At 57.5% G+C, this 23,368-nt stretch carries 22 protein-coding genes; 3 read left to right on the forward strand and 19 right to left on the reverse strand.

The features are described from left to right. Positions 1–28: 28 nt before the first annotated feature. Genes PMYSY11_RS15700 through PMYSY11_RS15710 form a run of 3 tightly spaced genes read right to left on the reverse strand, consistent with a single transcriptional unit; the run spans position 29 to position 2,503 of the window. Positions 29–703 (reverse strand): DUF1028 domain-containing protein, encoded by a 675-nt coding sequence (locus PMYSY11_RS15700; protein WP_150547382.1) that lies wholly within the window; start codon positions 701–703, stop codon positions 29–31. Between the two features lie 13 nt (positions 704–716). Next, positions 717–1,145, reverse strand: coding sequence for a RidA family protein (locus tag PMYSY11_RS15705; protein WP_069899450.1), 429 nt, complete (start codon positions 1,143–1,145; stop codon positions 717–719). After that, positions 1,145–2,503: a flavin-containing monooxygenase gene (locus PMYSY11_RS15710; protein ID WP_150547383.1), complete on the reverse strand. Its 1,359-nt coding sequence runs from the start codon at positions 2,501–2,503 to the stop codon at positions 1,145–1,147. Before PMYSY11_RS15710 ends, PMYSY11_RS15705 begins: the two co-directional genes overlap by 1 nt. A gap of 588 nt (positions 2,504–3,091) precedes the next feature. Between PMYSY11_RS15710 and mutS the strand changes: the two genes are divergently transcribed. Both mutS and fdxA read left to right on the forward strand, forming a co-directional pair. Beyond that, entirely contained in the window at positions 3,092–5,671 is a 2,580-nt protein-coding gene (gene mutS, locus PMYSY11_RS15715) for a DNA mismatch repair protein MutS (RefSeq protein ID WP_150547384.1), read from the forward strand. A gap of 138 nt (positions 5,672–5,809) precedes the next feature. Next, on the forward strand, positions 5,810–6,133 hold the full coding sequence (fdxA, locus tag PMYSY11_RS15720; RefSeq protein WP_069899452.1) for a ferredoxin FdxA: 324 nt from the start codon (positions 5,810–5,812) through the stop codon (positions 6,131–6,133). Positions 6,134–6,656: 523 nt separating this feature from the next. Here fdxA and rpoS read toward each other — a convergent pair. From rpoS to PMYSY11_RS15765, 9 genes are all read right to left on the reverse strand, one after another. Further along, the gene (rpoS, locus tag PMYSY11_RS15725; RefSeq protein ID WP_150547385.1) at positions 6,657–7,661 is read right to left on the reverse strand and encodes an RNA polymerase sigma factor RpoS; all 1,005 of its coding nucleotides are present in this window, start codon (positions 7,659–7,661) and stop codon (positions 6,657–6,659) included. A gap of 104 nt (positions 7,662–7,765) precedes the next feature. Beyond that, on the reverse strand, positions 7,766–8,605 hold the full coding sequence (locus tag PMYSY11_RS15730) for a peptidoglycan DD-metalloendopeptidase family protein (protein ID WP_150547386.1): 840 nt from the start codon (positions 8,603–8,605) through the stop codon (positions 7,766–7,768). 65 nt (positions 8,606–8,670) lie between these two features. Further along, positions 8,671–9,600, reverse strand: a complete 930-nt coding sequence (locus PMYSY11_RS15735; RefSeq protein WP_150547387.1) for a polyprenyl-phosphate transporter — start codon at positions 9,598–9,600, stop codon at positions 8,671–8,673. A gap of 21 nt (positions 9,601–9,621) precedes the next feature. Next, on the reverse strand, positions 9,622–10,257 hold the full coding sequence (locus PMYSY11_RS15740) for a protein-L-isoaspartate(D-aspartate) O-methyltransferase (RefSeq protein WP_170827738.1): 636 nt from the start codon (positions 10,255–10,257) through the stop codon (positions 9,622–9,624). 41 nt (positions 10,258–10,298) lie between these two features. Continuing rightward, positions 10,299–11,048 (reverse strand): 5'/3'-nucleotidase SurE, encoded by a 750-nt coding sequence (surE, locus tag PMYSY11_RS15745; RefSeq protein WP_069899456.1) that lies wholly within the window; start codon positions 11,046–11,048, stop codon positions 10,299–10,301. Beyond that, positions 11,036–12,094, reverse strand: coding sequence for a tRNA pseudouridine(13) synthase TruD (truD, locus tag PMYSY11_RS15750; RefSeq protein ID WP_150547388.1), 1,059 nt, complete (start codon positions 12,092–12,094; stop codon positions 11,036–11,038). Before truD ends, surE begins: the two co-directional genes overlap by 13 nt. Further along, complete coding sequence (gene ispF, locus PMYSY11_RS15755; RefSeq protein WP_090508886.1) at positions 12,091–12,564, reverse strand: 2-C-methyl-D-erythritol 2,4-cyclodiphosphate synthase; 474 nt, start codon at positions 12,562–12,564, stop codon at positions 12,091–12,093. Before ispF ends, truD begins: the two co-directional genes overlap by 4 nt. Positions 12,565–12,683: 119 nt before the next feature. Further along, positions 12,684–13,529, reverse strand: coding sequence for an S-formylglutathione hydrolase (fghA, locus tag PMYSY11_RS15760; protein WP_150547389.1), 846 nt, complete (start codon positions 13,527–13,529; stop codon positions 12,684–12,686). Positions 13,530–13,613: 84 nt separating this feature from the next. Then, entirely contained in the window at positions 13,614–14,726 is a 1,113-nt protein-coding gene (locus tag PMYSY11_RS15765; protein WP_069899459.1) for an S-(hydroxymethyl)glutathione dehydrogenase/class III alcohol dehydrogenase, read from the reverse strand. Between the two features lie 120 nt (positions 14,727–14,846). On the opposite strand from PMYSY11_RS15765, the gene PMYSY11_RS15770 reads away from it, so the two are divergent. Further along, positions 14,847–15,740: a LysR family transcriptional regulator gene (locus PMYSY11_RS15770; protein WP_150547390.1), complete on the forward strand. Its 894-nt coding sequence runs from the start codon at positions 14,847–14,849 to the stop codon at positions 15,738–15,740. Here the strand turns inward: PMYSY11_RS15770 and ispD are convergent. The 7 genes from ispD to PMYSY11_RS15805 all read right to left on the reverse strand — a co-directional run bounded on the left by ispD (position 15,737) and on the right by PMYSY11_RS15805 (position 23,138). Continuing rightward, positions 15,737–16,444 (reverse strand): 2-C-methyl-D-erythritol 4-phosphate cytidylyltransferase, encoded by a 708-nt coding sequence (gene ispD / locus PMYSY11_RS15775; RefSeq protein ID WP_150547391.1) that lies wholly within the window; start codon positions 16,442–16,444, stop codon positions 15,737–15,739. The genes PMYSY11_RS15770 and ispD overlap by 4 nt on opposite strands. Then, positions 16,441–16,719 (reverse strand): cell division protein FtsB, encoded by a 279-nt coding sequence (ftsB, locus tag PMYSY11_RS15780; RefSeq protein WP_069899462.1) that lies wholly within the window; start codon positions 16,717–16,719, stop codon positions 16,441–16,443. The genes ispD and ftsB overlap by 4 nt, the downstream gene beginning before the upstream one ends. 66 nt (positions 16,720–16,785) lie before the next feature. Next, entirely contained in the window at positions 16,786–18,075 is a 1,290-nt protein-coding gene (eno, locus tag PMYSY11_RS15785) for a phosphopyruvate hydratase (protein WP_150547392.1), read from the reverse strand. A gap of 136 nt (positions 18,076–18,211) precedes the next feature. Beyond that, positions 18,212–19,057: a 3-deoxy-8-phosphooctulonate synthase gene (kdsA, locus tag PMYSY11_RS15790; protein WP_069899464.1), complete on the reverse strand. Its 846-nt coding sequence runs from the start codon at positions 19,055–19,057 to the stop codon at positions 18,212–18,214. A 4-nt stretch (positions 19,058–19,061) separates the two neighbouring features. Further along, entirely contained in the window at positions 19,062–20,693 is a 1,632-nt protein-coding gene (locus tag PMYSY11_RS15795) for a CTP synthase (protein WP_069899465.1), read from the reverse strand. Positions 20,694–20,874: 181 nt separating this feature from the next. Next, positions 20,875–22,188 (reverse strand): tRNA lysidine(34) synthetase TilS, encoded by a 1,314-nt coding sequence (tilS, locus tag PMYSY11_RS15800; protein WP_150547393.1) that lies wholly within the window; start codon positions 22,186–22,188, stop codon positions 20,875–20,877. Continuing rightward, positions 22,188–23,138 (reverse strand): acetyl-CoA carboxylase carboxyltransferase subunit alpha, encoded by a 951-nt coding sequence (locus PMYSY11_RS15805; protein WP_069899467.1) that lies wholly within the window; start codon positions 23,136–23,138, stop codon positions 22,188–22,190. The genes tilS and PMYSY11_RS15805 overlap by 1 nt, the downstream gene beginning before the upstream one ends. Between the last annotated feature and the right edge of the window lie 230 nt (positions 23,139–23,368).

A 23,368-nucleotide genomic window follows, 5' to 3' on the forward strand; every position in this document is an offset into this window, starting at 1 on the left:
AATATTGCGCAGCACGGCGTCGCGCGGATTATTGATCGCCGGGTACGCCGTAGCTCGGCGCGGCAGTCGGGTCGAGTGCGCGGGTCAGGTAGTCCTGCATTTGCGGGCGATAGGCCTGCCACAACCGATCTAGTTGGCCGATCGGGTCAGCATCTGCCCAGTCCACGCGCAGATCCACAATCGGCCAGGTAAACTCGCCAACAACAGACATCGCCGCCGAATGCACCGGCCCTGCTTCACCGCCAGCCGCTACCGCTGCGTGCATGGCAGCCAGCAAACGCTCAGGCAAACTGCCTTCGGCCTGCTCGAATGCCGTCACCATAGCGCTGATGACCTCTGGCGCGGCGAGCAAATTGCCGGCCGCCACACAGTGCTGGCCGGCAACTGCATTGTGCGTGCCCAACGCCTCGGAGCCGGTGTACAGAGCAGTACGTCCCTGACTGTCAACAACCCCGACCTGGCGATATTGGCTCCAGCCATTACTGCCCAGCGCTTTGTCCAGCGCGGCGTCTGGCGAATGCCCTGCATCAAGCAGATCCAGCACCTGCGGGCCGAGCGATGGCAGGGTGATGTTCTGCGTCGCTACAGCACCCACGCCGGCGCGCAACCACGGGCAGCGTGCGCCCACGGCGATGCTGGATGAGCTGATGGCGATCCCCAGCTGACCGGTTTCTGCGCAGTGCCCTACGATGGAAAATGTCATGAAGTGCTCCTTATCAAGCGTTCGCTTGCCAGTCGTCCGGGATGACGGCAATGACGTCGATTTCCATCAACCACTGCGGCTGACCGAGTGCGCTCACAACCAGGCCGGTGGAGATCGGGAACACGCCCTTGAGCCACTTGCCGACTTCCTGATACACCGGCTCGCGATAACGCGGGTCGATCAGGTACGTGGTGGTCTTAACGATGTGGCTGAGGTCGCTGCCTGATTCTTCGAGCAGTTGCTTGACGTTCTTCATCGCCTGCGCCGTTTGCGCCTGCGCATCACCCAAACCGACCAGACGACCTTCAAAATCGGTACCGACCTGGCCACGTACATACACCGTATTGCCGGCACGCACGGCCTGACACAGATCATTGTCGAGATTCTGGTTGGGGTAGGTTTCTTTCGTGTTGAACATCCGAATGCGCGTATGTGTAGGCATCAGCTAACTCCCATGAGACTAAGTTTTTCAACCGGCGCGTGCTCATCCGCAGCGCGTTGCGAAGCATCGCGGTATTCGGCGTATTTACGTTGCGTGGCGATGTGATCGGCAATGTGCTTGGCATCGTGCCAAACGCCCCAGATAAAGGTGGAGCCACGCCGTGAAAGCCAAGGCAGGCCAACAAAGTAGACACCGGGTTCGCTGGACACGCCGCGCTGATGCTGCGGTTTGCCGTTGGCGTCGAAGGCATTCACTTGCAGCCAGCTGAAATCGACCGAGTATCCGGTCGCCCAGATCACCGAAGTCACACCGGCCTCAGCCAGATCCAACTCACGCAGCGGATTAGTGATGCATTCGGAATCCGGGAACACGCGGCGCGCCTCCGGCTCTTCGGGCAAGTCGAGACCATTGCGGGCGATATAGGCGTCCGCCGCATCGAGCAGCGACAGGTAGTTTTCATCACCGCGAGCGAGGTTGTCGGCGAGGTCCTGCTGGAAGCTGACCTTGCCATCGCTGAACGCCTTGGTCAGGCCTACCAACGTAATGCCTTCGCTGGCCAAGCGGCGGAAATCAACAGTATGGCCGCCACGCGCGCCACTCACGGCAATGGTTACGTGTTCCTTGCCGGGTTGCGCCGCTTCGGCATCCCACTCGCCCAGAACACCCAACCACCAGCAGAAATCGCGGTTGCGGTAAGCCCGTGGCGGACGGTCATGGGCGCCAACCGAGAGATAAACCTGCTTGCCGGCACGGCGCAGTTCATCGGCGATCTGCACGCCCGAAGAGCCAGCGCCGACCACCAGCACAGCACCTTCAGGCAACTGCTGCGGGTTGCGGTAATGCGCCGAGTGAATCTGCATCAGCGTCTCATCTTTAGGCGCAATCGGCGGGATCACCGGACGCTGGAACGGGCCGGTTGCCGACACCACGCGGTTGGCCTTGATTACGCCTTGCGATGTTTCGACGGTAAACCCTGGCCGATCACTGTTGCGAACCACGCGCTTAACTTCTACGCCAGTGCGGATCGGCGCTTTGAATTTATTGGCGTAGGCTTCGAAATAGGCCGCTACGCGGTCTTTGGAGGCGAAGGCGTCTGGCGACAGGTCATCGAATTCCATGCCCGGAAAGCGGTCGTGCCACGCCGGCCCATTGGCCACCAGCGAATCCCAACGCCCTGTGCGCCAGCCCTCGGCGATGCGATTACGCTCCAGCACCAGATGCGGCACACCGAGTTTGCTCAGGTGCTCACTCATGGCCACACCAGCCTGACCAGCGCCAACAATAAGCGTGTCTATTTCCATTTGATCGAGTGTCATGTCTGCGCACTTCTGCAAGGCGGTTTGGTTCAGGTCGGTCATGGCTGCCTCCTCTGACTCTGAAATTTGTTGTTCTTGGTTTACGGCAATTCGTAAGGTGTTGGCCGCATTGTGTTCGGAGGCAGGGATTTGCGAAATTATGATTTTTGTAGTCGCTGGCGAGGAAAAAACTGCAAGGCGCTGGTTATAGTTTTTTGCGCGGCTGGGGCGACATATTTACGAATGGGCGCAGGCGCTTGCTAGCCACATACTGGCGCAGAGATCAGTGCCCGCGAGCGTGCGGAACCTGCCTGCGCTTGGCTCGCCAAAGGCCGCTGAATGCAGCAGCCCGACGCAATAAGCGAGTGACCACGCTCCGCGAGCAGCACCACAATCCACTGCGCCAATCCCCAGCCAGAGCTGCAATCCGATGCCCTGCATCAATCCATGCATTGCTGGCCTGCGAGCCCTGCCTGCCCCGTGGTAACCTTGCGCCCATTGCAATGCGCATGGGCAAATTACAGCTTGCGCGAGGCCATTTTTATGGCCGCCCGAGCGGTGATTCCACCTCTATAAGCCTCGGCGTGATTCCACCGCCAAGCCAGATGCCCTGCCGCCCCACGAATTTTCAAGACTTGCGCTAAGTACCCAATGAATATGGCCACCAAAGATTTATCCGCCCATACGCCGATGATGCAGCAGTACTGGAAGCTGAAGAATCAGCATCCCGAGCAATTAATGTTTTATCGCATGGGCGACTTCTACGAGATTTTCTACGAAGACGCGAAAAAAGCCGCCAAGCTGCTCGACATCACCCTCACCGCGCGCGGCCAGAGTGCCGGGCAGGCTATTCCCATGTGCGGGATTCCCTACCACGCCGCCGAAGGTTATCTGGCCAAGCTGGTCAAGTTGGGCGAGTCGGTGGTTATCTGCGAGCAGGTCGGGGATCCGGCCACCAGCAAAGGCCCGGTCGAGCGCCAGGTCGTGCGCATCATTACGCCGGGCACGGTGAGTGATGAAGCGCTGCTGGATGAGCGTCGCGATAACTTGTTGGCCGCCGTACTGGGAGATGAGCGCCTGTTTGGTTTGTCGGTACTGGACATCACCAGTGGTCGTTTCAGCGTGCTTGAGATCAAGGGCTGGGAAAACCTGCTGGCCGAGATCGAGCGCCTTAATCCGGTTGAGTTGCTGATCCCGGACGACTGGCCAAAGGATCTGCCCGCCGAGAAACGCCGTGGCGCCAAGCGCCGCGCGCCGTGGGATTTTGAGCGCGACACGGCACTGAAAAGCCTGTGCCAGCAATTCGGCACTCAAGATCTCAAGGGCTTTGGCTGCGAGAAACTGACACTGGCAATCGGCGCCGCAGGTTGCCTGCTTAACTACGCCAAGGAAACCCAGCGTACCGCTCTGCCGCACTTGCGCAGCCTGCGCCATGAGCGCCTGGACGACACAGTTATTCTTGACGGTGCCAGCCGCCGTAACCTTGAGCTGGACATCAACCTGGCCGGTGGCCGTGAAAATACCCTGCAATCGGTTGTAGACCGCTGCCAGACTGCAATGGGCAGTCGGTTACTGGGCCGCTGGCTGAACCGGCCGCTGCGCGATCGCAGTGTGCTTGAAGCGCGACAGGAGTCGATCACGTGCCTGCTCGATCGCTACCGCTTCGAGACATTGCAACCGCAGCTCAAGGAAATTGGCGACCTGGAGCGGATTCTCGCGCGCATTGGTTTGCGCAATGCACGCCCCCGCGACCTCGCCCGCCTGCGTGATGCCTTGGCCGCGTTGCCCGATTTGCAACAGGCCATGGGCCAGCTCGATTCAGCGCATCTGAGCGCTCTGGCGACGACTGTAAGCACCTACCCGGAGCTGGCGGAACTGCTGGCGCGGGCGATTATTGACAGTCCTCCTGCAGTAATCCGCGACGGCGGCGTACTCAAGACCGGCTATGACGCCGAGCTGGATGAGTTGCAATCGCTCAGCGAGAACGCCGGCCAGTACCTGATGGACCTGGAAACCCGCGAAAAGCAGCGCACCGGGTTGGCCAACCTCAAGGTCGGCTACAACCGCGTACACGGCTACTTTATCGAGCTGCCAAGCAAGCAGGCCGAACAAGCGCCTGCCGATTACATCCGCCGGCAAACCCTCAAAGGTGCAGAGCGCTTCATCACCCCGGAACTCAAAGAGTTCGAAGATAAAGCCCTGTCGGCGAAAAGCCGTGCGCTGGCACGCGAGAAACAGCTTTATGAAGAACTGCTCGAACACCTGATCAGCCATCTCGCCCCTCTGCAAGACAGTGCCAGCGCGCTGGCAGAGTTGGACGTTCTGAGCAACCTGGCGGAGCGCGCGCTCAACCTCGATCTCAATTGCCCGCGTTTTGTCGACGAGCCGTGCATGCGCATCGAGCAAGGTCGTCATCCGGTGGTTGAGCAGGTGCTGAGTACGCCGTTCGTGGCCAACGACCTGAACCTTGACGATGCCACACGGATGCTGGTGATTACCGGCCCGAACATGGGCGGTAAATCGACCTATATGCGCCAGACGGCGCTGATTGTTCTGCTCGCGCACATCGGCAGCTTTGTTCCGGCTAAAAGCTGCGAACTGTCGTTGGTTGACCGCATATTCACGCGAATTGGTTCCAGCGATGACCTCGCTGGAGGGCGTTCGACATTCATGGTCGAGATGAGCGAAACCGCGAACATTCTGCACAACGCCAGCGAACGCAGCCTGGTGCTGATGGACGAAGTGGGTCGTGGCACCAGCACCTTCGACGGCTTGTCGCTGGCGTGGTCAGCGGCCGAGCAGTTGGCCAAACTGCGCGCTTATACGCTGTTTGCCACCCACTACTTCGAGCTGACGGTTCTGCCGGAAAGCGAGCCGATTGTCGCCAACGTGCACCTGAGCGCGACCGAGCACAATGAACGGATTGTTTTTTTACACCACGTGCTGCCGGGCCCGGCCAGTCAGAGCTATGGTTTAGCAGTGGCCCAACTCGCCGGTGTGCCCGGTGAGGTTATTTTGCGCGCCCGCCAGCATCTGGCACGGCTGGAAGCCACGAGTTTGCCGCATGAAGCGCCACGTGTAGGGCCAGGCGAAGCCCCGGCGCCCATGCAAAGCGACATGTTCGCAAGCCTGCCGCACCCGGTGCTGGAGGAATTGAATAAGATCAATCCGGATGATCTAACTCCGCGAAAAGCGCTAGAACTGTTATATGCATTGAAGACACGGCTCTAACGCGAGCCCAAACAAGCTGTTAGAATCCTGCGCGCTGGAAAATGCCAAACACAAAGCCTGGTGATTTGGAGAGTTTTACCAGCTCAGGGGCTGTTTATGAGGGCAGCCCCCAGCCGTAGCCTGAGGAGAGAATTAGAAATGACCTTCGTCGTCACCGACAACTGCATCAAGTGCAAATACACCGACTGTGTGGAAGTCTGTCCGGTGGACTGCTTCTACGAAGGCCCGAACTTCCTGGTCATCCACCCGGACGAGTGCATTGACTGCGCCCTGTGTGAACCAGAATGCCCGGCCCAAGCGATCTTCTCAGAAGACGAAGTACCTGATGATATGCAGGAATATACTGAGCTCAATGCTGACTTGGCCGAGATCTGGCCGAACATCACCGAGAAGAAAGAAGCACTGGAAGACGCCGAAGAGTGGGATGGCGTGAAAGACAAACTCCAGTACCTGGAACGCTAGTCGTAAGAGCCACAAGGCCTCTGTCGTCTGTATGGCTCGCTGATAACCGTTCAGCGAGCCATTCGTTCACTGCTATACGCATCGCTGCATGCCGTCACCTGCGATCCAGGTGCTTTATACAGCGTTTTGCCTGACTTTATTTCAGGCAAAAAAAAGGGGCGGTTTTACCCGCCCACTCTTTAGTCCCTACTCCCTTTCAATCCTTCATCATCCTGATGAAATCGCATCCTGCGATTGTCCTCGCCACAGTCCTTTGCGACGTGTGTCTATCCCTCGACACAGTTCTAATAATAGAGTTTTCTGAGCCTCCCACAAGGGGCTACTTTGCCCAAAATGGCCTGAAAACATTCAGCACAAAATATAAAATCCTTATAAATCATATGGTTACATCTAATCCACATGATTTGAAAGCTTATTGCCTCCGAAAGTTCCTACATTCACTTACAGAGCGTGTAAGCAATCACTTACAAACCTGCGCCCACAAAAAACCGGCCTGAGCCGGTTGTTTGCTGAATAGCTTATTTCACTGGAATAACGAGTCGCTCGACAGGCCATTTTTCTCGAGGATTTCGCGCAAACGCTTGAGCGCCTCAACCTGAATTTGCCGTACACGTTCACGGGTCAAACCGATTTCACGGCCGACCTCTTCCAGGGTACAACTCTCATGACCGCGCAAACCGAAACGACGTACTACAACTTCACGTTGTTTATCCGTCAGGTCAGACAGCCACTGATCGATGCTCTGCGAGAGATCATCATCCTGCAGCAGCTCACAGGGGTCGGTAGGTCGGTCATCGGTTAAGGTGTCGAGCAAAGTCTTGTCTGAGTCCGCACCGAATGATACGTCGACCGAAGAGACCCGCTCATTAAGGCCTAGCATGCGTTTGACTTCTGCCACCGTCTTCTCCAGCAGGTTGGCAATTTCTTCGGCCGAGGGCTCGTGGTCGAGCTTTTGCGTCAGCTCACGAGCAGCTCGCAGGTAGACATTGAGTTCTTTGACCACATGAATGGGCAGACGAATAGTGCGCGTCTGATTCATGATCGCGCGCTCAATTGTCTGACGAATCCACCACGTAGCGTAAGTTGAGAATCGGAAGCCGCGCTCAGGGTCGAATTTTTCGACGGCGCGGATCAAGCCCAAGTTGCCTTCCTCGATCAGATCAAGGAGCGAAAGGCCACGGTTGACGTAACGTCGGGCAATTTTAACCACCAGACGCAGGTTGCTTTCGATCATCCGTTTGCGCCCAGCCGGATCCCCCTTCTGAGCCAAGCGAGCGTAGTGGACTTCTTCTTCTGGAGTCAGTAACGGCGAAAAGCCGATTTCGTTGAGGTACAGCTGAGTGGCGTCTAGCGCCCGTGTGTAGTCGATGTACTTGTGCTGCTTGCTCGTGGAAGTCTTTGCCTTCGTCCGGGCAGCTGGCTTTTCAGCCTTATTATTAACCCCTTCGTCAAGAACGATGGCGGGCTCCATGAGCAACACCTCGTCACTGACGTCAAACTCCGGCACTTCTTTCTTATTGAGAGCCATTGTTTCTGTCCCTTGCTGAGTTCGACAGCAAGCTCAAGCGCACCCTATTCCTTGGCGACACTTGAGCCCGTCCTTCCTACTTGAAGGAACGGGCCAACAGTGAATCAACGCTTTGGAAGGAACTGCAAAGGATCAACAGGTTTACCTTGACGGCGGATTTCAAAATGTAGCTTCACGCGGTCTGTGCCCGTTGAACCCATTTCAGCAATTCTCTGCCCTGCTTTGACACGCTGTCCTTCCCGTACCAACAGCTTACGGTTGTGGCCGTAAGCACTTACGTAGGTATCGCTGTGTTTGATGATCACCAACTCGCCGTAGCCCCGTAAACCACTCCCGGCGTACACCACGGATCCATCAGACGCAGCTAAAATAGGCTCTCCCAAATTGCCGGCGATATCAATGCCTTTATTCAAACTGCCGTTTGAGGAGAATCGCCCGATTACAGTGCCTTGCGCCGGCCACGCCCAGCCAGAGGCGCTTTTCGAGACGCTTTCGACTTTAGTCGTTGCCGGCGTTGTTACCACCGGCGCAGGTTTGGCAACCGGCCGTGGCTGAGTTGTGGTGGTCGGACGAGGCTTGCTGACATTGGTCACAGTGACCGAACTCGACTTGGACGTGCCGTAGTTGCCGTCAAACCGGATGATCTGGCCAACCCGGATGGTATATGGCGCAACGATGTGGTTACGCGCCGCGAGGGCTTTCCAATCCCAGCCAAAACGAAACGCGATCGAATACAGTGTATCGCCACGGCGCACGCGGTATTGGCCACTGGTGGTTTTAGGACGCGCCGGCGCCGCACTGACCGCGCGACCATTACGGTCGACAACTTGTGCGCCGCCCGAGCTGCTGGCACAGCCAGACAGTAGCAAGGTGAAGACCACGCCACTCAACAGGTAAAACAGTGTGCTGGTGCTGATACGCGATTGAATGGCTGTAAAACTCACCCGTCTCTCCCTTACTGGCGACTTGCTAGGAACCGCTGAGAATAACTGTGGCAGATTGAGGCAACTCAATCCAAAAGCTTCTGGTTACGTTTGGCAAGCCACTCGATGCCAATCACCAGTATTACACCGCTAAGGGCCAACACAATGGCCATCAGCAGCTGCGGGTCGTTCCCGCTGACAGTGGCAAACTGGCTGGGCGACAGATTGCTTTGCAACAACGGAACCTGTTCGCCATGGCTATTAAGCCGCCAGGTCAGGGTTTCTTTCCACGGCCACAGCTTGTTCAGCGAGCCGAGCATAAGGCCGGTGAGAAACGCCAGAACCAGATCGTGCCAACGCGCCAGCATCCACCGCAGCAGCCCGGCAAAACTGACCAGACCCAGCGCACAGCCACAGGCGAACAGCCCGAGAACGCCCAAGTCGAGGCTTTTGACCGCACCGATAATGAATGGATACAACCCTAGCAGAAGCAGGATAAAGCTACCCGAGATTCCAGGCAGAATCATTGCACAGATAGCAATCGCACCCGCGAAAAAGATATTCAGCGAGTCTGTGCCCCACTGCACCGGGGACGCCACCGTAATCCAGTAGGCGAATGCTGCGCCCACCGCGAAACTCAGCCAGCGGCCCGGGCTCCAGCGCTGAATTGAACGAGCGACCAGATGCGATGAAACCAGCACCAGACCAAAAAAGAATGACCACACCGGAATCGGGTGGGTGTCGAGCAAGTAGGTAATCGCGCGCGCCAGGGTCACTACGCTGGTAAGAATACCGGCGAGCAGAATCAACAGAAATGTCAGATTGGCGGCTTGCCACGCCTCGGCAATACGGCCGCGCAGAAATAACGTAAAAGCGCCCGGCAAACTGGAAATTGAGCGCAGCAGTTCTTCATAGATACCGCTGATAAACGCAATTGTGCCGCCGGATACGCCCGGCACAACATCCGCAGCCCCCATAGCAATGCCTTTCGCATACAACAATAGGTGCTTTTTCATAAATTCGATCTACGTGAAAAATCAGGCCAAGGGGCCATTAAGCAAAGGTACAAAACGCACGGCATCGAGAACGTGGCGCGAGAAACCATCTTCTTCGCGGACAATCAGCATCAACTGCTGCACATCACCCGTCCCCACGGGAATCACCAAGCGCCCGCCCGGCGCCAATTGGTCGAGCAGAGCTTGCGGTACATCGGCCGCAGCGGCTGTGACAATAATGCCGTTGTAAGGCGCGAGCGCCGGCCAGCCTTCCCAGCCATCACCCCAGCGAAAGACCACGTTACGCAGATTCAGTTCAACCAGACGCTCTTTGGCGCGGTCTTGCAGGCCCTGAATACGCTCAACCGTAAACACCCGCTCAACCAGCTGGGAAAGAATCGCAGTTTGATAACCTGAGCCGGTGCCGATCTCGAGCACTTTGTCGAGCGGCCCGGCAGCGAGCAACAACTCGCTCATGCGCGCCACCATGTAAGGCTGGGAGATGGTCTGGTTATGGCCGATCGGCAACGAGGTGTCTTCGTAGGCGCGATGCGCCAGCGCCTCATCAACAAACAGATGACGTGGCGTGCGGCGGATTACTTCAAGCACTTGTGCGTTGGACAAGCCTTCTTCATACAACCGTTGGATCAAGCGCTCACGTGTGCGCTGGGAAGTCATACCGATGCCGTGGCGATTCATTTCATCTCGCTCTCGAATTATCAATTTAAACGCTCCAGCCAGGTCTGCAGGCTGCTAAAGCCTTCCTGAAAGGTGCGATCAAGCTGTAAGGGTGTAATCGACACGTAGCCGTTCATTACCGCATGAAAGTCTGTACCGGGGCCACCGTCTTCGACATCGCCGGCCACTGCAATCCAGTAACCTTCCTTGCCCCGTGGATTGACGTCCTTAATCGGTGCGGCGGCACGTGCGCGATGACCCAGACGGGTCAACTGAATACCGCGAATATGATCGAGCGGCAAATTCGGCACGTTGACATTGAGCACTGTGCGCGGCGGCAGTTCGAGCTGCTCATGCGCCTCAATCAGCTGACGGGCAAAATAGGCGGCGGTCGGCAGGTTCTCGGCCTGACGGGACAATAGCGAGAATGCAAAGGCCGGCTTCTGCAGAAACCGGCCTTCAAGGGCCGCTGCCACCGTACCGGAATACAGCACGTCGTCGCCCAGATTGGCGCCCAGATTGATGCCTGATGCGACCAGATCAATACCCTGCGGCAACAGACCGTTGAGGCCCAGATGCACGCAATCGGTAGGCGTACCGTTAACGCTGATGTAGCCGTTGGCCAGCGTTTGCGGGTGCAGAGGCCTGTCCAGCGTCAGTGAACTACTGGCGCCGCTTTTGTCCTGATCGGGCGCAATTACCGTGCACTCGGCATAGTCAGCCAACGCCGCGTGCAGCGCAGCCAAGCCCGGGGCGGCTACACCGTCATCATTTGAAATCAGAATACGCATGGGGTTTCCGTCGGCCCTGCAGGCAGCAAATCGACAAGCTCACGCACCACAACGGTGGCAAAGCATCCCGCCGGCAGGACGAATTCCAGTTGCAAAATATCAGGCTCGGGATAATGCCACGTCAAACCGCCGATGGGCAGTCGAAGAATGCGTCGTTCATGACTCATACCCGCCGCAACCAGCCAATCCACAAGCAATTGCTCGCCAGAAAAAATATTTTCCTCAAGCTTCAGGGTCTCGCCGGCCGTGGTTGTTTCACCTGCGCCGCACAGCGGACCGGTAGGATGCACATCGAGAATGGCCAGGCGCGGATCAGAGCACTGCTCCTCGCCTGCCGGGAAAAAGCTGCGACTGTCGGTGAACGCCAGCAAGTCGCCGACCTGCGCGGTATTCCAGGTGCCCTGAGCAACACGCGCTGCCAGCACCTGATTGAACAAATAACTGCGTCCGGCGGACAAAATACGCGAACGCACATTACGCTGGCCGGGCAAATCACCGCGTTTGGCAAACTGACGGGCGTCGAACAGGTTGCCGCCTTCATGGCCAAAGCGCTGCAAGCCAAAATAGTTGGGCACACCCTGCTGCTTGATCTGCTGCAAGCGCGCATCGAGCTGCTCTATATCTGCGTCAAGGCCGGTCAGGCGCAGGGTGAAGCCATTGGCCGAATGCGCACCACGCTGGAGTTTGCGCGAGTGGCGGACCTGTTTGAGGATGCGCAGGCTGTCATCTTCAGCGCTGGCCAGATCAGGATTGTCCTTGCCCGGCAGATGCAGGCTAAACCACTGACGGGTCAGGGCCTGACGATCCTTGAGACCGGCATAGCTGATGTTGCGCTGCGAAACCCTGGCCGCCTTGCCCAGCCGACGCGCAGTTTCCTCGGTATTCAGGCCACGCTTCTCGACCCATAACCACAGGTGCTCGCCCTGCCCCGACAACGGGATATCAAGGACTTCATCAACCTGAAAATCTTCAGCGCTGGCTTTTAATACCGCTTGCCCGCAGGCATCGCCGCAGGCGCGGGGGCCGAGCAGTTGCAATTCGTTCATGGTTTGACCAACAGGGCGACAGCGTGCACCGCAATGCCTTCTTCGCGGCCGGTAAAGCCAAGTTTCTCGGTGGTAGTCGCCTTGACGTTAACCTGATCCAGCTCGACCTCAAGGTCGGCCGCAATCAGCGCGCGCATGCTGTCGATGTGCGTCGCCATCTTCGGTGCCTGCGCGACAATCGTTGCATCGACATTGCCCACAACCCAGCCCTTGGCCTTTATCAGGCCCAGCACATGACGCAGCAATACGCGGCTATCAGCGCCTTTGAAGGTGGGGTCGGTGTCGGGGAAATGCTTGCCGATGTCGCCCAGCGCAGCGGCGCCGAGCAAAGCATCAGCCAGGGCATGCAGCAACACATCGCCATCGGAGTGAGCCAGCAGACCAAACTTGTGCGGGATCTGCACGCCACCCAAGGTGACAAAGTCGCCCTCGCAAAAACGGTGAACGTCGTAACCGTGACCAATACGCATCGAACTGCTCATTTATAACTGGACCCTAAACTATCAGGCCCTGATTCTACATGGAGCCAAGCAGTAACTGGTGCACCGTTGTCGCGAGGTAATGCGCAAAAGCGCAAAAAGCTGCTGTTTCAGCCGTTCAATACCGCGCTGTGATGACGCAGATGGTCATCAATAAAGCTGGCGATAAAGTAGTAGCTGTGGTCATAACCCGGCTGCATGCGCAGCGTCAGCGGATGCTCTGCCGCTTGCGCTGCAGCCTGCAAGGCTTCGGGCTTGAGCTGATTGACGAGAAAGTCGTCCCGGTCGCCCTGATCAATCAGAATCGGCAATTTCTCGCGCGCTTCGCCGATCAGTGCGCAGGCATCCCATTCACGCCAGCGCGAACGGTCTTCACCCAAATAGTGACTAAATGCTTTTTCGCCCCACGGGCAGTTCATCGGATTAACGATGGGCGAAAATGCCGAGAGCGACTGATAACGCCCCGGATTGCGCAACGCACACACCAACGCACCATGGCCGCCCATTGAGTGGCCGCTGATTCCGCGCTTGTCGCTCACCGGAAAATTCGCCTCTATCAACGCCGGCAACTCTTCCACCACATAATCGTGCATGCGGTAATGACGCGCCCACGGCTCTTGCGTGGCGTTCAGGTAAAAACCGGCACCCAGACCGAAGTCATACGCGCCATTGGCATCGTCAGCGACACCTTCGCCGCGCGGGCTGGTATCCGGCGCCACGATAATCAAACCGAGTTCAGCAGCCAGGCGGTGTGCGCCGGCCTTTTGCATAAAGTTTTCGTCAGTGCAGGTCAGGCCAGACAACCAGTACAGCACGGGCAGTTTTGCGCCCTGCTCGGCCTGAGGCGGCAGATAAACCGCAAACACCATGTCGCAGTTCAGCGTGCTTGAGTGATGACGATAACGCTTGTGCCAGCCGCCAGCGCTTTTCTGGCAGGACAGATTTTCCAAAGCCATGAGCAACTCCGCAGTCATGCTAAAGATTCATCGGCAACCGCAACGGGCAACCCCGGAAATTCCTGAGGCTGCCCTGAGTGCGATTTAGAAGTTAATGACCGTGCGAATGCTTTTGCCTTCGTGCATCAGGTCGAACGCCTTGTTGATATCTTCTAGGCCCATGTTGTGGGTGATGAAGGTATCCAGCGGGATCTCGCCGCTTTGCGCTTTTTCCACATAACCCGGCAACTCGGTACGGCCTTTGACGCCACCGAATGCAGACCCACGCCAGACGCGACCAGTCACCAACTGGAACGGACGCGTGCTGATTTCCTGACCAGCGCCAGCAACCCCGATGATCACCGACTCGCCCCAACCTTTGTGAGCGCATTCCAGCGCCGCGCGCATCAGCTGCACATTGCCAACGCACTCGAAGCTGTAATCAACGCCGCCATCGGTCATTTCGATGATGACATCCTGAATCGGCTTGTCGTGATCCTTCGGGTTAACGAAGTCGGTTGCACCCAACTCACGCGCCACATCGAACTTGGCCGGGTTGATGTCGATGGCAATGATGCGCGAGGCCTTGGCCATTTTCGCGCCGATGATTGCCGCCAGACCAATGCCGCCGAGACCGAAGATGGCCACGGTAGCGCCCTCTTCAACCTTGGCGGTATTGAGCACAGCGCCGATGCCGGTGGTCACACCGCAGCCCAGCAGGCAGACTTTTTCCAGCGGCGCTTCTTTCGGAATTTTTGCCAGAGAGACTTCTGGCAACACGGTGTACTCGGAGAATGTCGAGCAGCCCATGTAGTGATAAATCGGCTCGCCTTTGTAGGAGAAGCGCGTGGTGCCGTCCGGCATCAGGCCTTTGCCCTGAGTCGCACGTACCGAACTGCACAGGTTGGTCTTGCCCGATTTGCAGAATTTGCAGGCGCGGCATTCAGCGGTATACAGCGGAATAACGTGATCGCCCACGGCTAGCGAGGTAACGCCCTCACCGACCGCCTCGACAATGCCGCCGCCTTCGTGGCCGAGAATCGCCGGGAACACACCTTCGGAGTCTTCACCAGAAAGGGTGTAGGCGTCGGTGTGGCAAACACCGGTGGCAACGATGCGTACCAGCACCTCACCGGCTTTTGGTGGCGCAACATCAACTTCAACAATTTCCAGCGGCTGGTTAGGCGCAAACGCAACAGCGGCGCGTGACTTGATCATGGTGGCTCTCCGGCAGATTTACACAGTGGGCCAAAGTGTAGATTATTAGCGATCCTGCAATAATCACCCAATAAGCAAAACATTATTGCTATTCAGGGATAATTAACCAAGGAACCGATGATGAGTCGCTGGGAAGGTCTCGATGAGTTTGTTGCCGTCGCCCAATGTGGCCAGTTCAGCGCCGCGGCTCAGCGCCTGAGCATGTCGTCGTCCCAGGTCAGCCGGCAAGTGGCGCGACTGGAGGAACGCCTGCAAACCCGACTGTTCTATCGCAGCACGCGCCGCGTTGCACTGACCGAGGCCGGACAGACCTTTCTGCAGCACTGCCAACGCCTGCAGGACGCACGCGAAGAAGCGCTGCGCGCAGTAGGTGATCTGAGCAGCGAGCCGAAAGGGTTATTACGCCTGACCTGCGCGGTGGCCTACGGCGAGCGCTTTATCGCGCCACTGGTAACCGAATTCATGATGCGCCATCCCCAGCTCAGCGTCGAAATTCAGCTCAGCAACCACACCGTCGACTTGCTCCACGAAGGCATGGATCTGGCAATCCGCCTTGGCCGCTTGCAGGACTCAAGTTTGGTCGCCTCGAAACTGGCACCCCGGCAGATGTATTTATGCGCCGCGCCCGAGTATTTGCAGCATTACGGCCGCCCGCACAGTATCTCTGAGATCAACCAGCACAATTGCCTGATTGGCAGCGCGGATATCTGGAGTTTTGCCTCGCAGGGCAATGAGACGTCGCTGCGCGTTCATGGCAACTGGCGCTGCAACAGCGGGCAGGCGGTGCTGGATGCGTGTTTGCGCGGCATTGGTTTGTGCCAATTGCCGGACTACTACGTGCTGGAGCATCTGCGCAGCGGTGCGCTGGTGTCACTGCTGGACAACCATCGCCCACCCAATACAGCGGTGTGGGCGCTCTACCCGCAGCAACGGCATTTATCGCCGAAGGTGCGGCAACTGGTCGACTTTCTCAAACAAGGTTTGAGCCAGCGCGAGGAATACCAGACGGTTTAGGACTTACGCCAGTTACGCGCCAGGCTGTGCAGATCTTCCGGGCGCGTGACTTTGATATTGTCCGCCCGCCCCTCGACCAGACGCGGCGCAAAACCGGCCCACTCAACGGCGCTCGACTCGTCAGTAACATTAACATCGGCCACCAGCGCATCCGCCAGCACCCGATGCAGAAAGCCCAGGCGGAACATCTGCGGGGTAAATGCCTGCCAGACCACTGAGCGGTCAATCGTCTCGCACACCCGGCCATCTGCGCCGGCACGCTTCAGGGTGTCGCGCGCAGGCACCGCAAGCAAACCGCCAACCGGGTCGTCCGCAAGGGTTTCAAGCAAGGTATCGAGATCAGTGCGAGAGAGATTCGGCCTCGCGGCGTCGTGCACCAGAACCCAGTCATCTTCCTGCGCGCCCAACTCAGTTAAGCGCAACAGGCCGTTGAGCACCGAGTCGGCACGTTCACGCCCGCCTTCAGCGCGCTCGATCCGCGAATCATTGGCGCACGCCAGTAACGGCCAGTAAGGATCATCACCGGCAAGGCTGACGACCAGACCACGCAATAGCGGGTGATCGAGAAAACAGGCCAGGGTGTGCTCAAGGATGGTTTTGCCAGCGAGTGGCAAATATTGCTTGGGACGGTCGGCTTGCATACGACTGCCAACGCCCGCAGCAGGAATTATCGCCCAAAAACCGGGCAGTTCAGCGTTAATCATTCGGCCAACTGGTAAAGGGTTTCGCCTTCTTTGACCATGCCCAATTCATGCCGGGCACGTTCTTCTACGGTTTCCATGCCCTTTTTCAACTCGCGCACTTCTGCCTCGAGAATCCGGTTGCGCTCAAGCAAACGTTCATTCTCACCTTCCTGATCAGAAATCTGATGCTTGAGGTCAGTAACTTGCGCAAGACTGCCATCACCAACCCACAGGCGATACTGCAAACCGCCCAAGAGAAGGATGAGGACTAAAAACAACCAATAAGGACTACGCATAGTGAACCGAGTATCCATACGAAAAAAAGGGCGACTTGCGCCGCCCCCTTTTTACCACGCTTCTACTTAGGCGCGGAACTCACCGCGGCCGCGATATGCAACTTTACCGCCGAGCTGCTCTTCGATACGCAGCAACTGGTTGTACTTGGATACGCGGTCTGAACGGCACAGCGAACCGGTTTTGATCTGGCCAGCCGCGGTCCCTACAGCGAGGTCGGCGATGGTCGAATCTTCGGTTTCGCCGCTGCGGTGTGAAATCACCGCGGTATAGCCAGCAGCCTTGGCCATCTGGATGGCTTCCAGCGTTTCGGTCAGCGAACCGATCTGGTTGAACTTGATCAGGATCGAGTTACCGATGCCCTTATCAATGCCTTCCTTGAGGATTTTGGTGTTGGTTACGAACAGGTCGTCACCGACCAACTGAACCTTGCTGCCGATTTTGTCGGTCAGCACTTTCCAGCCAGCCCAGTCGGACTCATCCATGCCGTCTTCGATCGAGATGATCGGATAACGCTCGGACAAACCGGCCAGATAGTCAGCAAAACCAGCAGCGTCGAATACTTTGCCTTCGCCAGCCAGGTCATATTTGCCGTCTTTGAAGAACTCGCTCGAAGCGCAGTCCAGCGCCAGAGTCACGTCATCACCCAGTGTGTAGCCAGCGTTGGCAACAGCTTCAGCGATAGCCGCGAGCGCGTCTTCGTTCGACGCCAGGTTAGGTGCGAAGCCACCTTCGTCACCCACAGAGGTGCTCAGGCCACGCGCCTTGAGAACGGCTTTGAGGTGATGGAAAATTTCGGCGCCCATGCGCAGTGCATCGGCGAAGTTCTTGGCGCCAACCGGCTGAACCATGAATTCCTGGATGTCGACGTTGTTATCGGCATGCTCGCCGCCGTTGATGATGTTCATCATCGGCACAGGCATCGAGTAAACGCCCGGAGTACCGTTCAGGTCGGCAATGTGTGCATACAGCGGCACGCCTTTGGCTTGAGCAGCGGCTTTGGCAGCAGCCAGCGAGACCGCCAGAATGGCGTTAGCGCCCAGGGTCGCCTTGTTCTCAGTGCCATCGAGTTCGATCATGGCGCGGTCGAGTGCCTGCTGGTCGAGAGCATCTTTACCCAGCAACAGATCACGGATCGGGCCATTGATGTTGGCAACGGCCTTGAGGACGCCTTTGCCCAGATAACGGCTCTTGTCGCCATCGCGCAATTCCAGCGCTTCACGCGAACCGGTAGAAGCACCGGATGGCGCGCAGGCGCTGCCAATGATGCCGTTTTCCAGGATCACATCGGCTTCTACAGTCGGGTTACCACGGGAATCAAGGACTTCACGGCCTTTGATGTCGACGATCTTTGCCATTACGTTTAGCACTCCAAAAGTTAACGAGAACTGCACCAGCGGGCTTCACGCCTGTTGTCATTGTTCTGACAGACGCCCATTACCTGACCAATTGGTCAGGTAATTCCCGACGGCACTTTACCGGATATCTGCGCTTTTAGGCAGTCTCAATCGGCGGAAAACTCTTTACCAGGTCATCCAACTGCTTGAGTTGGGTGAGGAAGGCTTCAAGCTTGTTCAAGCGCAGCGCACATGGGCCGTCGCACTTGGCATTATCAGGATCTGGATGGGCTTCCAGGAACAAGCCGGCCAGCCCTTGGCTCATGCCGGCTTTGGCAAGATCCGTGACCTGTGCGCGGCGACCGCCGGCAGAGTCGGAACGGCCACCGGGCATTTGCAAGGCGTGGGTTACATCGAAAAATACCGGGTACTCGAACTGCTTCATGATGCCGAAGCCGAGCATATCAACGACCAGATTGTTGTAGCCGAATGACGAGCCGCGCTCGCACAGGATCAACTGATCATTACCCGCCTCAACGCACTTGTTGAGGATGTGACCCATCTCTTGCGGCGCAAGGAACTGAGCCTTCTTGATATTGATCACGGCGCCGGTTTTGGCCATGGCCACAACCAGATCAGTCTGCCGCGACAAGAAAGCCGGCAACTGAATGATATCGCAGACATCTGCCACGGCTTGCGCCTGATGCGGCTCGTGCACATCGGTAATCACCGGCACGCCGAAGGTCTTTTTGATTTCCTCAAAGACCTTCATGCCCTCTTCGAGGCCGGGGCCGCGGAAAGAGCTGACAGATGAACGATTCGCCTTGTCGAAACTGGCCTTGAACACATACGGGATGCCGAGCTTCTCGGTCACCCGTACATATTCTTCGCAGGCCTGCATCGCCAGATCACGCGACTCGATGACGTTGATGCCACCGAACAGCACGAACGGCTTGTCGTTGGCAATTTCAATGTCACCTACGCGGATAATCTTTTGCGCCATGGGCTTAAGCCTTCCTGGATTTTTGCGCCAATGCAGCGTTAACGAAGCCACTGAACAGCGGATGCCCGTCACGCGGTGTCGAGGTGAACTCAGGGTGGAACTGGCAAGCTACGAACCACGGATGATCCGGCGCTTCAACCACTTCAACCAATGCACCGTCGCCCGAACGACCGGTTACGTTAAGACCCGCATCCGTCAGGCTTGGCAGCAGGTTGTTGTTCACTTCATAACGGTGACGATGACGCTCTACGATTACATCCTTGCCGTAGCAGTCATGTACCTTGCTACCGGCCATCAGCTGGCAGTCCTGAGCGCCGAGACGCATGGTGCCGCCGAGATCAGACGACTCGGTGCGCTGCTCGGTGCTGCCGTCGGCGTCTTGCCATTCGGTGATCAGACCGACGACCGGGTGCTTGCTGGCCATGTCAAATTCGGTGGAGTTGGCATCGGTCCAGCCCAGTACGTTACGGGCGAACTCGATAACGGCAACCTGCATACCGAGGCAGATACCCAGATACGGGATCTTGTTCTCGCGGGCGTATTGCACCGTTTGAATCTTGCCTTCGACGCCGCGCAGACCAAAGCCGCCAGGCACCAGAATCGCGTCTACACCGTCGAGCAGCGAGGTGCCGCTGTTCTCGATGTCTTCGGAGTCGATGTAACGCAGGTTGACCTTGGTACGGTTCTGGATGCCGGCATGGCTCATCGCTTCAATCAGCGACTTGTAGGCGTCCAGCAGTTCCATGTACTTACCGACCATGGCGATATTGACTTCTTTTTCCGGGTTCAGCTTGGCGTCAACCACGCGGTCCCACTCGGAAAGGTCGGCGCTGCCGCACTCAAGGCCAAAGCGCTCGACGACGAAGTCATCAAGGCCCTGCGCATGCAGTACCGAAGGAATCTTGTAGATGGTATCGACGTCTTCGAGCGAGATAACCGCGCGTTCTTCAACGTTGGTGAACGAGGCGATCTTGCGGCGCGACGAAACATCAACCGGATGATCAGAACGGCAAACCAGCACATCAGGCTGCAAGCCGATCGAACGCAGCTCTTTTACCGAGTGCTGGGTTGGCTTGGTCTTGGTTTCGCCCGCGGTAGCAATGTACGGCACCAGCGTGAGGTGCATGAGCATTGCGCGCTTGGCGCCAACCTCAACACGCAGCTGACGAATTGCTTCAAGGAACGGCTGCGATTCGATGTCGCCAACCGTGCCGCCGATTTCAACCATCGCCACATCCGCGTCACCAGCACCCTTGATGATACGGCGCTTGATTTCGTCGGTGATGTGCGGGATGACCTGAATGGTCGCGCCCAGATAATCACCACGGCGCTCTTTGCGCAGCACGTCTTCGTAGACGCGGCCGGTGGTGAAGTTGTTGTTCTGGGTCATTGTGGTGCGGATAAACCGCTCGTAATGGCCAAGATCGAGGTCAGTTTCAGCGCCGTCCTGAGTGACGAACACTTCACCGTGCTGGAACGGACTCATGGTGCCCGGGTCGACGTTGATGTAGGGATCCAGCTTCAGCATCGTGACCTTCAGGCCCCGCGCCTCCAGGATAGCCGCCAGTGAAGCCGAAGCAATGCCCTTCCCCAAAGAAGAAACAACACCACCCGTGACGAATATGTAGCGCGTCATGTAAAACCCTAGAAGTCTGCGTTTAGGCGGTCAGCGCCGCCGGGGAAAGCGAAGGAAAGGCCGAAGCCAGCAGTTATAAAACAGCCATAACTGAACGCGCTGCCGAGACCAATTCTTCAAAAGAAACGGAATCAACAAAAGCGCTAATAAGACGGGAGCGTAGTCTACCGGAAATGGCTTATCAGCTCAAACCTAGTTCGCTGGTCGGTAATTGCCAGACCAGACGCCACAGCTTGCTTGAACAACCATCGAGATTTTCCACATTTGCCACCGCACAAACGCGCCCCTGACACATCAACAAGGGTAGACGAGTGCGGATAAAAACCGGCACCCGATGCTCATTTAATAATCGTTTCAAATCGCGACGGCCACGCTCAGGCAGCTCCAGCACCTCGCCCCCCTGACGGTAGCCGATGTAAAACGCCCCGTCCGGCAACATCCCTTCAACGCGCACCCGACCATTACCGGGCAGCGCCAGCCATTGACCGGAGATAATGGGCTGGGAAAGCGCCTGAGGTTTTCTCAGCCAGTCACCACTGAGCCACCATAGCCGCTCGTCGGCACGATGAATTTCACCGCCAGCCAAACGCCAGACTGGCGATGCATCCGGGGCTGCATCACGCAAGGTAATCCAACTCGCCCAATGCGCCGTATCTGGCATCGTCGTGCGCTCGCGCAACCAATAGCGCAGAGCATTACGCTGACGCGGCTCACTCAGGCTGCGTAATACCGGCAGCGACAAGCTCGGCACTGCGCTCCATGCCGCGGTTTCAAAGGATTCAGCGCGCTGTAAATCCTCAATTGCCAACTCATCGAGCAACTGCGAAGCCTCGCCCAAATGCTCGGCAGCGCGGGCGATATTGCCCAGCGCTTGCGGCCAGCGCGCATGCAATGCCGGCAGCACGCTATGGCGCAGATAGTTACGCGAGTATTGTTGATCGGCGTTGGACGGGTCTTCGATCCAGCTCAGTCGATGCGCCAGGGCGTATTCACGCAGCTCAGCTTGCGCGACATTCAGCAATGGACGCAGCAATACGCCAGCGCCCAACGGCCGACTAACAGCCATTGCCGCGAGCCCGCGCACGCCGGCGCCACGGAGCAATCGAAACATCAGGGTTTCGGCCTGATCATCACGGTGCTGGGCAAGCAGCAACGCCTCCCCTTCTGCCAACTGCTGATCGAACGCCCGATACCGCGCCTCACGCGCTGCGCGCTCAAGGCTTGGTCCGTCATCAACGTGCACGCGCTGAACATGCAACGGCACAGCCAAACGCGCGCAAAACTGCTGGCAATGCGCTGGCCAGTCTTGCGCGACAGCTTGCAAGCCGTGATCGATATAAATAGCGGAAAGTGCCGGGATTGCCTCACGTTGCGCAAGGCTGGCTAATACATGTAACAGGACGGTTGAATCCAATCCGCCCGAAAAGCCGACGCGCCACGCAGGTGCGTCACGCCAGGGAGCCAGATTTTCCAGCACCCTGGCGCACAGGGTCATCACGCCACGCCGTAGCTCATGAGACGCTCGTAACGACGGGCAAGCAGCGCGTCGGTATCGAGTTTCTTCAGGTCTTTAAGCTGCGCTGCCAATGTTTGGCGAACAGACTCGGCAGCCGCTGCCGGGTCGCAATGGGCACCACCCAATGGCTCGGCAATGACTTTATCAACGATACCCAAACCTTTCAGGCGATCCGCCGTAATGCCCATTGCTTCAGCCGCATCTGGCGCCTTGTCTGCGGTTTTCCACAGGATCGAGGCGCAACCTTCCGGCGAGATAACCGCATAGGTCGAGTACTGCAGCATGTTCAGCTGGTCGCAAACGCCGATAGCCAATGCGCCGCCCGAACCACCTTCACCAATAACGGTAGCGATAATCGGGGTTTTCAGGCGCGCCATAACACGCAGGTTCCAGGCAATTGCCTCGCTCTGACCGCGCTCTTCCGCGTCGATACCCGGATAAGCACCTGGGGTGTCGATGAAGGTCACGATTGGCATCTTGAAGCGCTCGGCCATTTCCATCAGGCGGCACGCCTTGCGATAGCCTTCCGGACGCGGCATGCCGAAGTTACGACGTACTTTCTCGCGAACCTCGCGGCCCTTCTGATGACCGATGACCATTACCGGCTGATCATCCAGACGGGCAACACCGCCGACAATGGCAGCATCGTCGGAGAAGTGACGATCACCGTGCAACTCGTCGAACTCGGTGAAGATATGGCCCAGATAATCGAGGGTGTAGGGACGACGTGGGTGCCGCGCCAGCTTGGCGATCTGCCAGCTGGTCAGGTTGCCGAAAATGCTTTCAGTCAACGCGTTGCTTTTGTCCTGGAGCCGCGCGATTTCATCACTGATGTTCAGTGAATTGTCGTTACCGACCAGGCGAAGCTCTTCGATCTTGGCTTGCAGGTCAGCGATTGGCTGTTCGAAATCAAGAAAATTCGGGTTCATAGTCATCCGTCTTGCGTCGACGGCCAAGTGGCCGGGGAGCGGTATCCGTTTATGCCCTACCTTATAGGATTGGGCTCATCCAGGTCGACACCTGAGTCTTGGCGCAACAACCCTGAAGGATCAATGCGCACGCTGTAGACGTCAAGTGCCGCCACCCTTACATAAGGCCTAGGCCTCAAAAGTTAAGGATCGAAAAAGAGCGCGGCTCAGTACTGCGGCATTTGTAAGAC

Origin of the sequence: Pseudomonas marincola (genome assembly GCF_900682675.2) — a bacterium.
GTDB classification, from domain to species: domain Bacteria; phylum Pseudomonadota; class Gammaproteobacteria; order Pseudomonadales; family Pseudomonadaceae; genus Aquipseudomonas; species Aquipseudomonas marincola.

Coding starts and splice junctions, on each gene's coding strand:
- mutS (WP_150547384.1), top strand. CDS start 3,092: ATGAATATGGCCACCAAAGATTTATCCGCCCATACGCCGATGATGCAG.
- ftsB (WP_069899462.1), bottom strand. CDS start 16,719: ATGCGTAGTCCTTATTGGTTGTTTTTAGTCCTCATCCTTCTCTTGGGC.
- kdsA (WP_069899464.1), bottom strand. CDS start 19,057: ATGGCGCAAAAGATTATCCGCGTAGGTGACATTGAAATTGCCAACGAC.
- PMYSY11_RS15710 (WP_150547383.1), bottom strand. CDS start 2,503: ATGACCGACCTGAACCAAACCGCCTTGCAGAAGTGCGCAGACATGACA.
- eno (WP_150547392.1), bottom strand. CDS start 18,075: ATGGCAAAGATCGTCGACATCAAAGGCCGTGAAGTCCTTGATTCCCGT.
- truD (WP_150547388.1), bottom strand. CDS start 12,094: ATGAACGAATTGCAACTGCTCGGCCCCCGCGCCTGCGGCGATGCCTGC.
- fdxA (WP_069899452.1), top strand. CDS start 5,810: ATGACCTTCGTCGTCACCGACAACTGCATCAAGTGCAAATACACCGAC.
- PMYSY11_RS15740 (WP_170827738.1), bottom strand. CDS start 10,257: ATGACTTCCCAGCGCACACGTGAGCGCTTGATCCAACGGTTGTATGAA.
- PMYSY11_RS15765 (WP_069899459.1), bottom strand. CDS start 14,726: ATGATCAAGTCACGCGCCGCTGTTGCGTTTGCGCCTAACCAGCCGCTG.
- PMYSY11_RS15700 (WP_150547382.1), bottom strand. CDS start 703: ATGACATTTTCCATCGTAGGGCACTGCGCAGAAACCGGTCAGCTGGGG.
- PMYSY11_RS15705 (WP_069899450.1), bottom strand. CDS start 1,145: ATGCCTACACATACGCGCATTCGGATGTTCAACACGAAAGAAACCTAC.
- ispD (WP_150547391.1), bottom strand. CDS start 16,444: ATGATTAACGCTGAACTGCCCGGTTTTTGGGCGATAATTCCTGCTGCG.
- surE (WP_069899456.1), bottom strand. CDS start 11,048: ATGCGTATTCTGATTTCAAATGATGACGGTGTAGCCGCCCCGGGCTTG.
- PMYSY11_RS15805 (WP_069899467.1), bottom strand. CDS start 23,138: ATGAACCCGAATTTTCTTGATTTCGAACAGCCAATCGCTGACCTGCAA.
- rpoS (WP_150547385.1), bottom strand. CDS start 7,661: ATGGCTCTCAATAAGAAAGAAGTGCCGGAGTTTGACGTCAGTGACGAG.
- ispF (WP_090508886.1), bottom strand. CDS start 12,564: ATGCGTATTGGTCACGGTTACGACGTTCACCGTTTTTGCGAGGGCGAC.
- PMYSY11_RS15770 (WP_150547390.1), top strand. CDS start 14,847: ATGAGTCGCTGGGAAGGTCTCGATGAGTTTGTTGCCGTCGCCCAATGT.
- tilS (WP_150547393.1), bottom strand. CDS start 22,188: ATGACCCTGTGCGCCAGGGTGCTGGAAAATCTGGCTCCCTGGCGTGAC.
- PMYSY11_RS15735 (WP_150547387.1), bottom strand. CDS start 9,600: ATGAAAAAGCACCTATTGTTGTATGCGAAAGGCATTGCTATGGGGGCT.
- fghA (WP_150547389.1), bottom strand. CDS start 13,529: ATGGCTTTGGAAAATCTGTCCTGCCAGAAAAGCGCTGGCGGCTGGCAC.
- PMYSY11_RS15795 (WP_069899465.1), bottom strand. CDS start 20,693: ATGACGCGCTACATATTCGTCACGGGTGGTGTTGTTTCTTCTTTGGGG.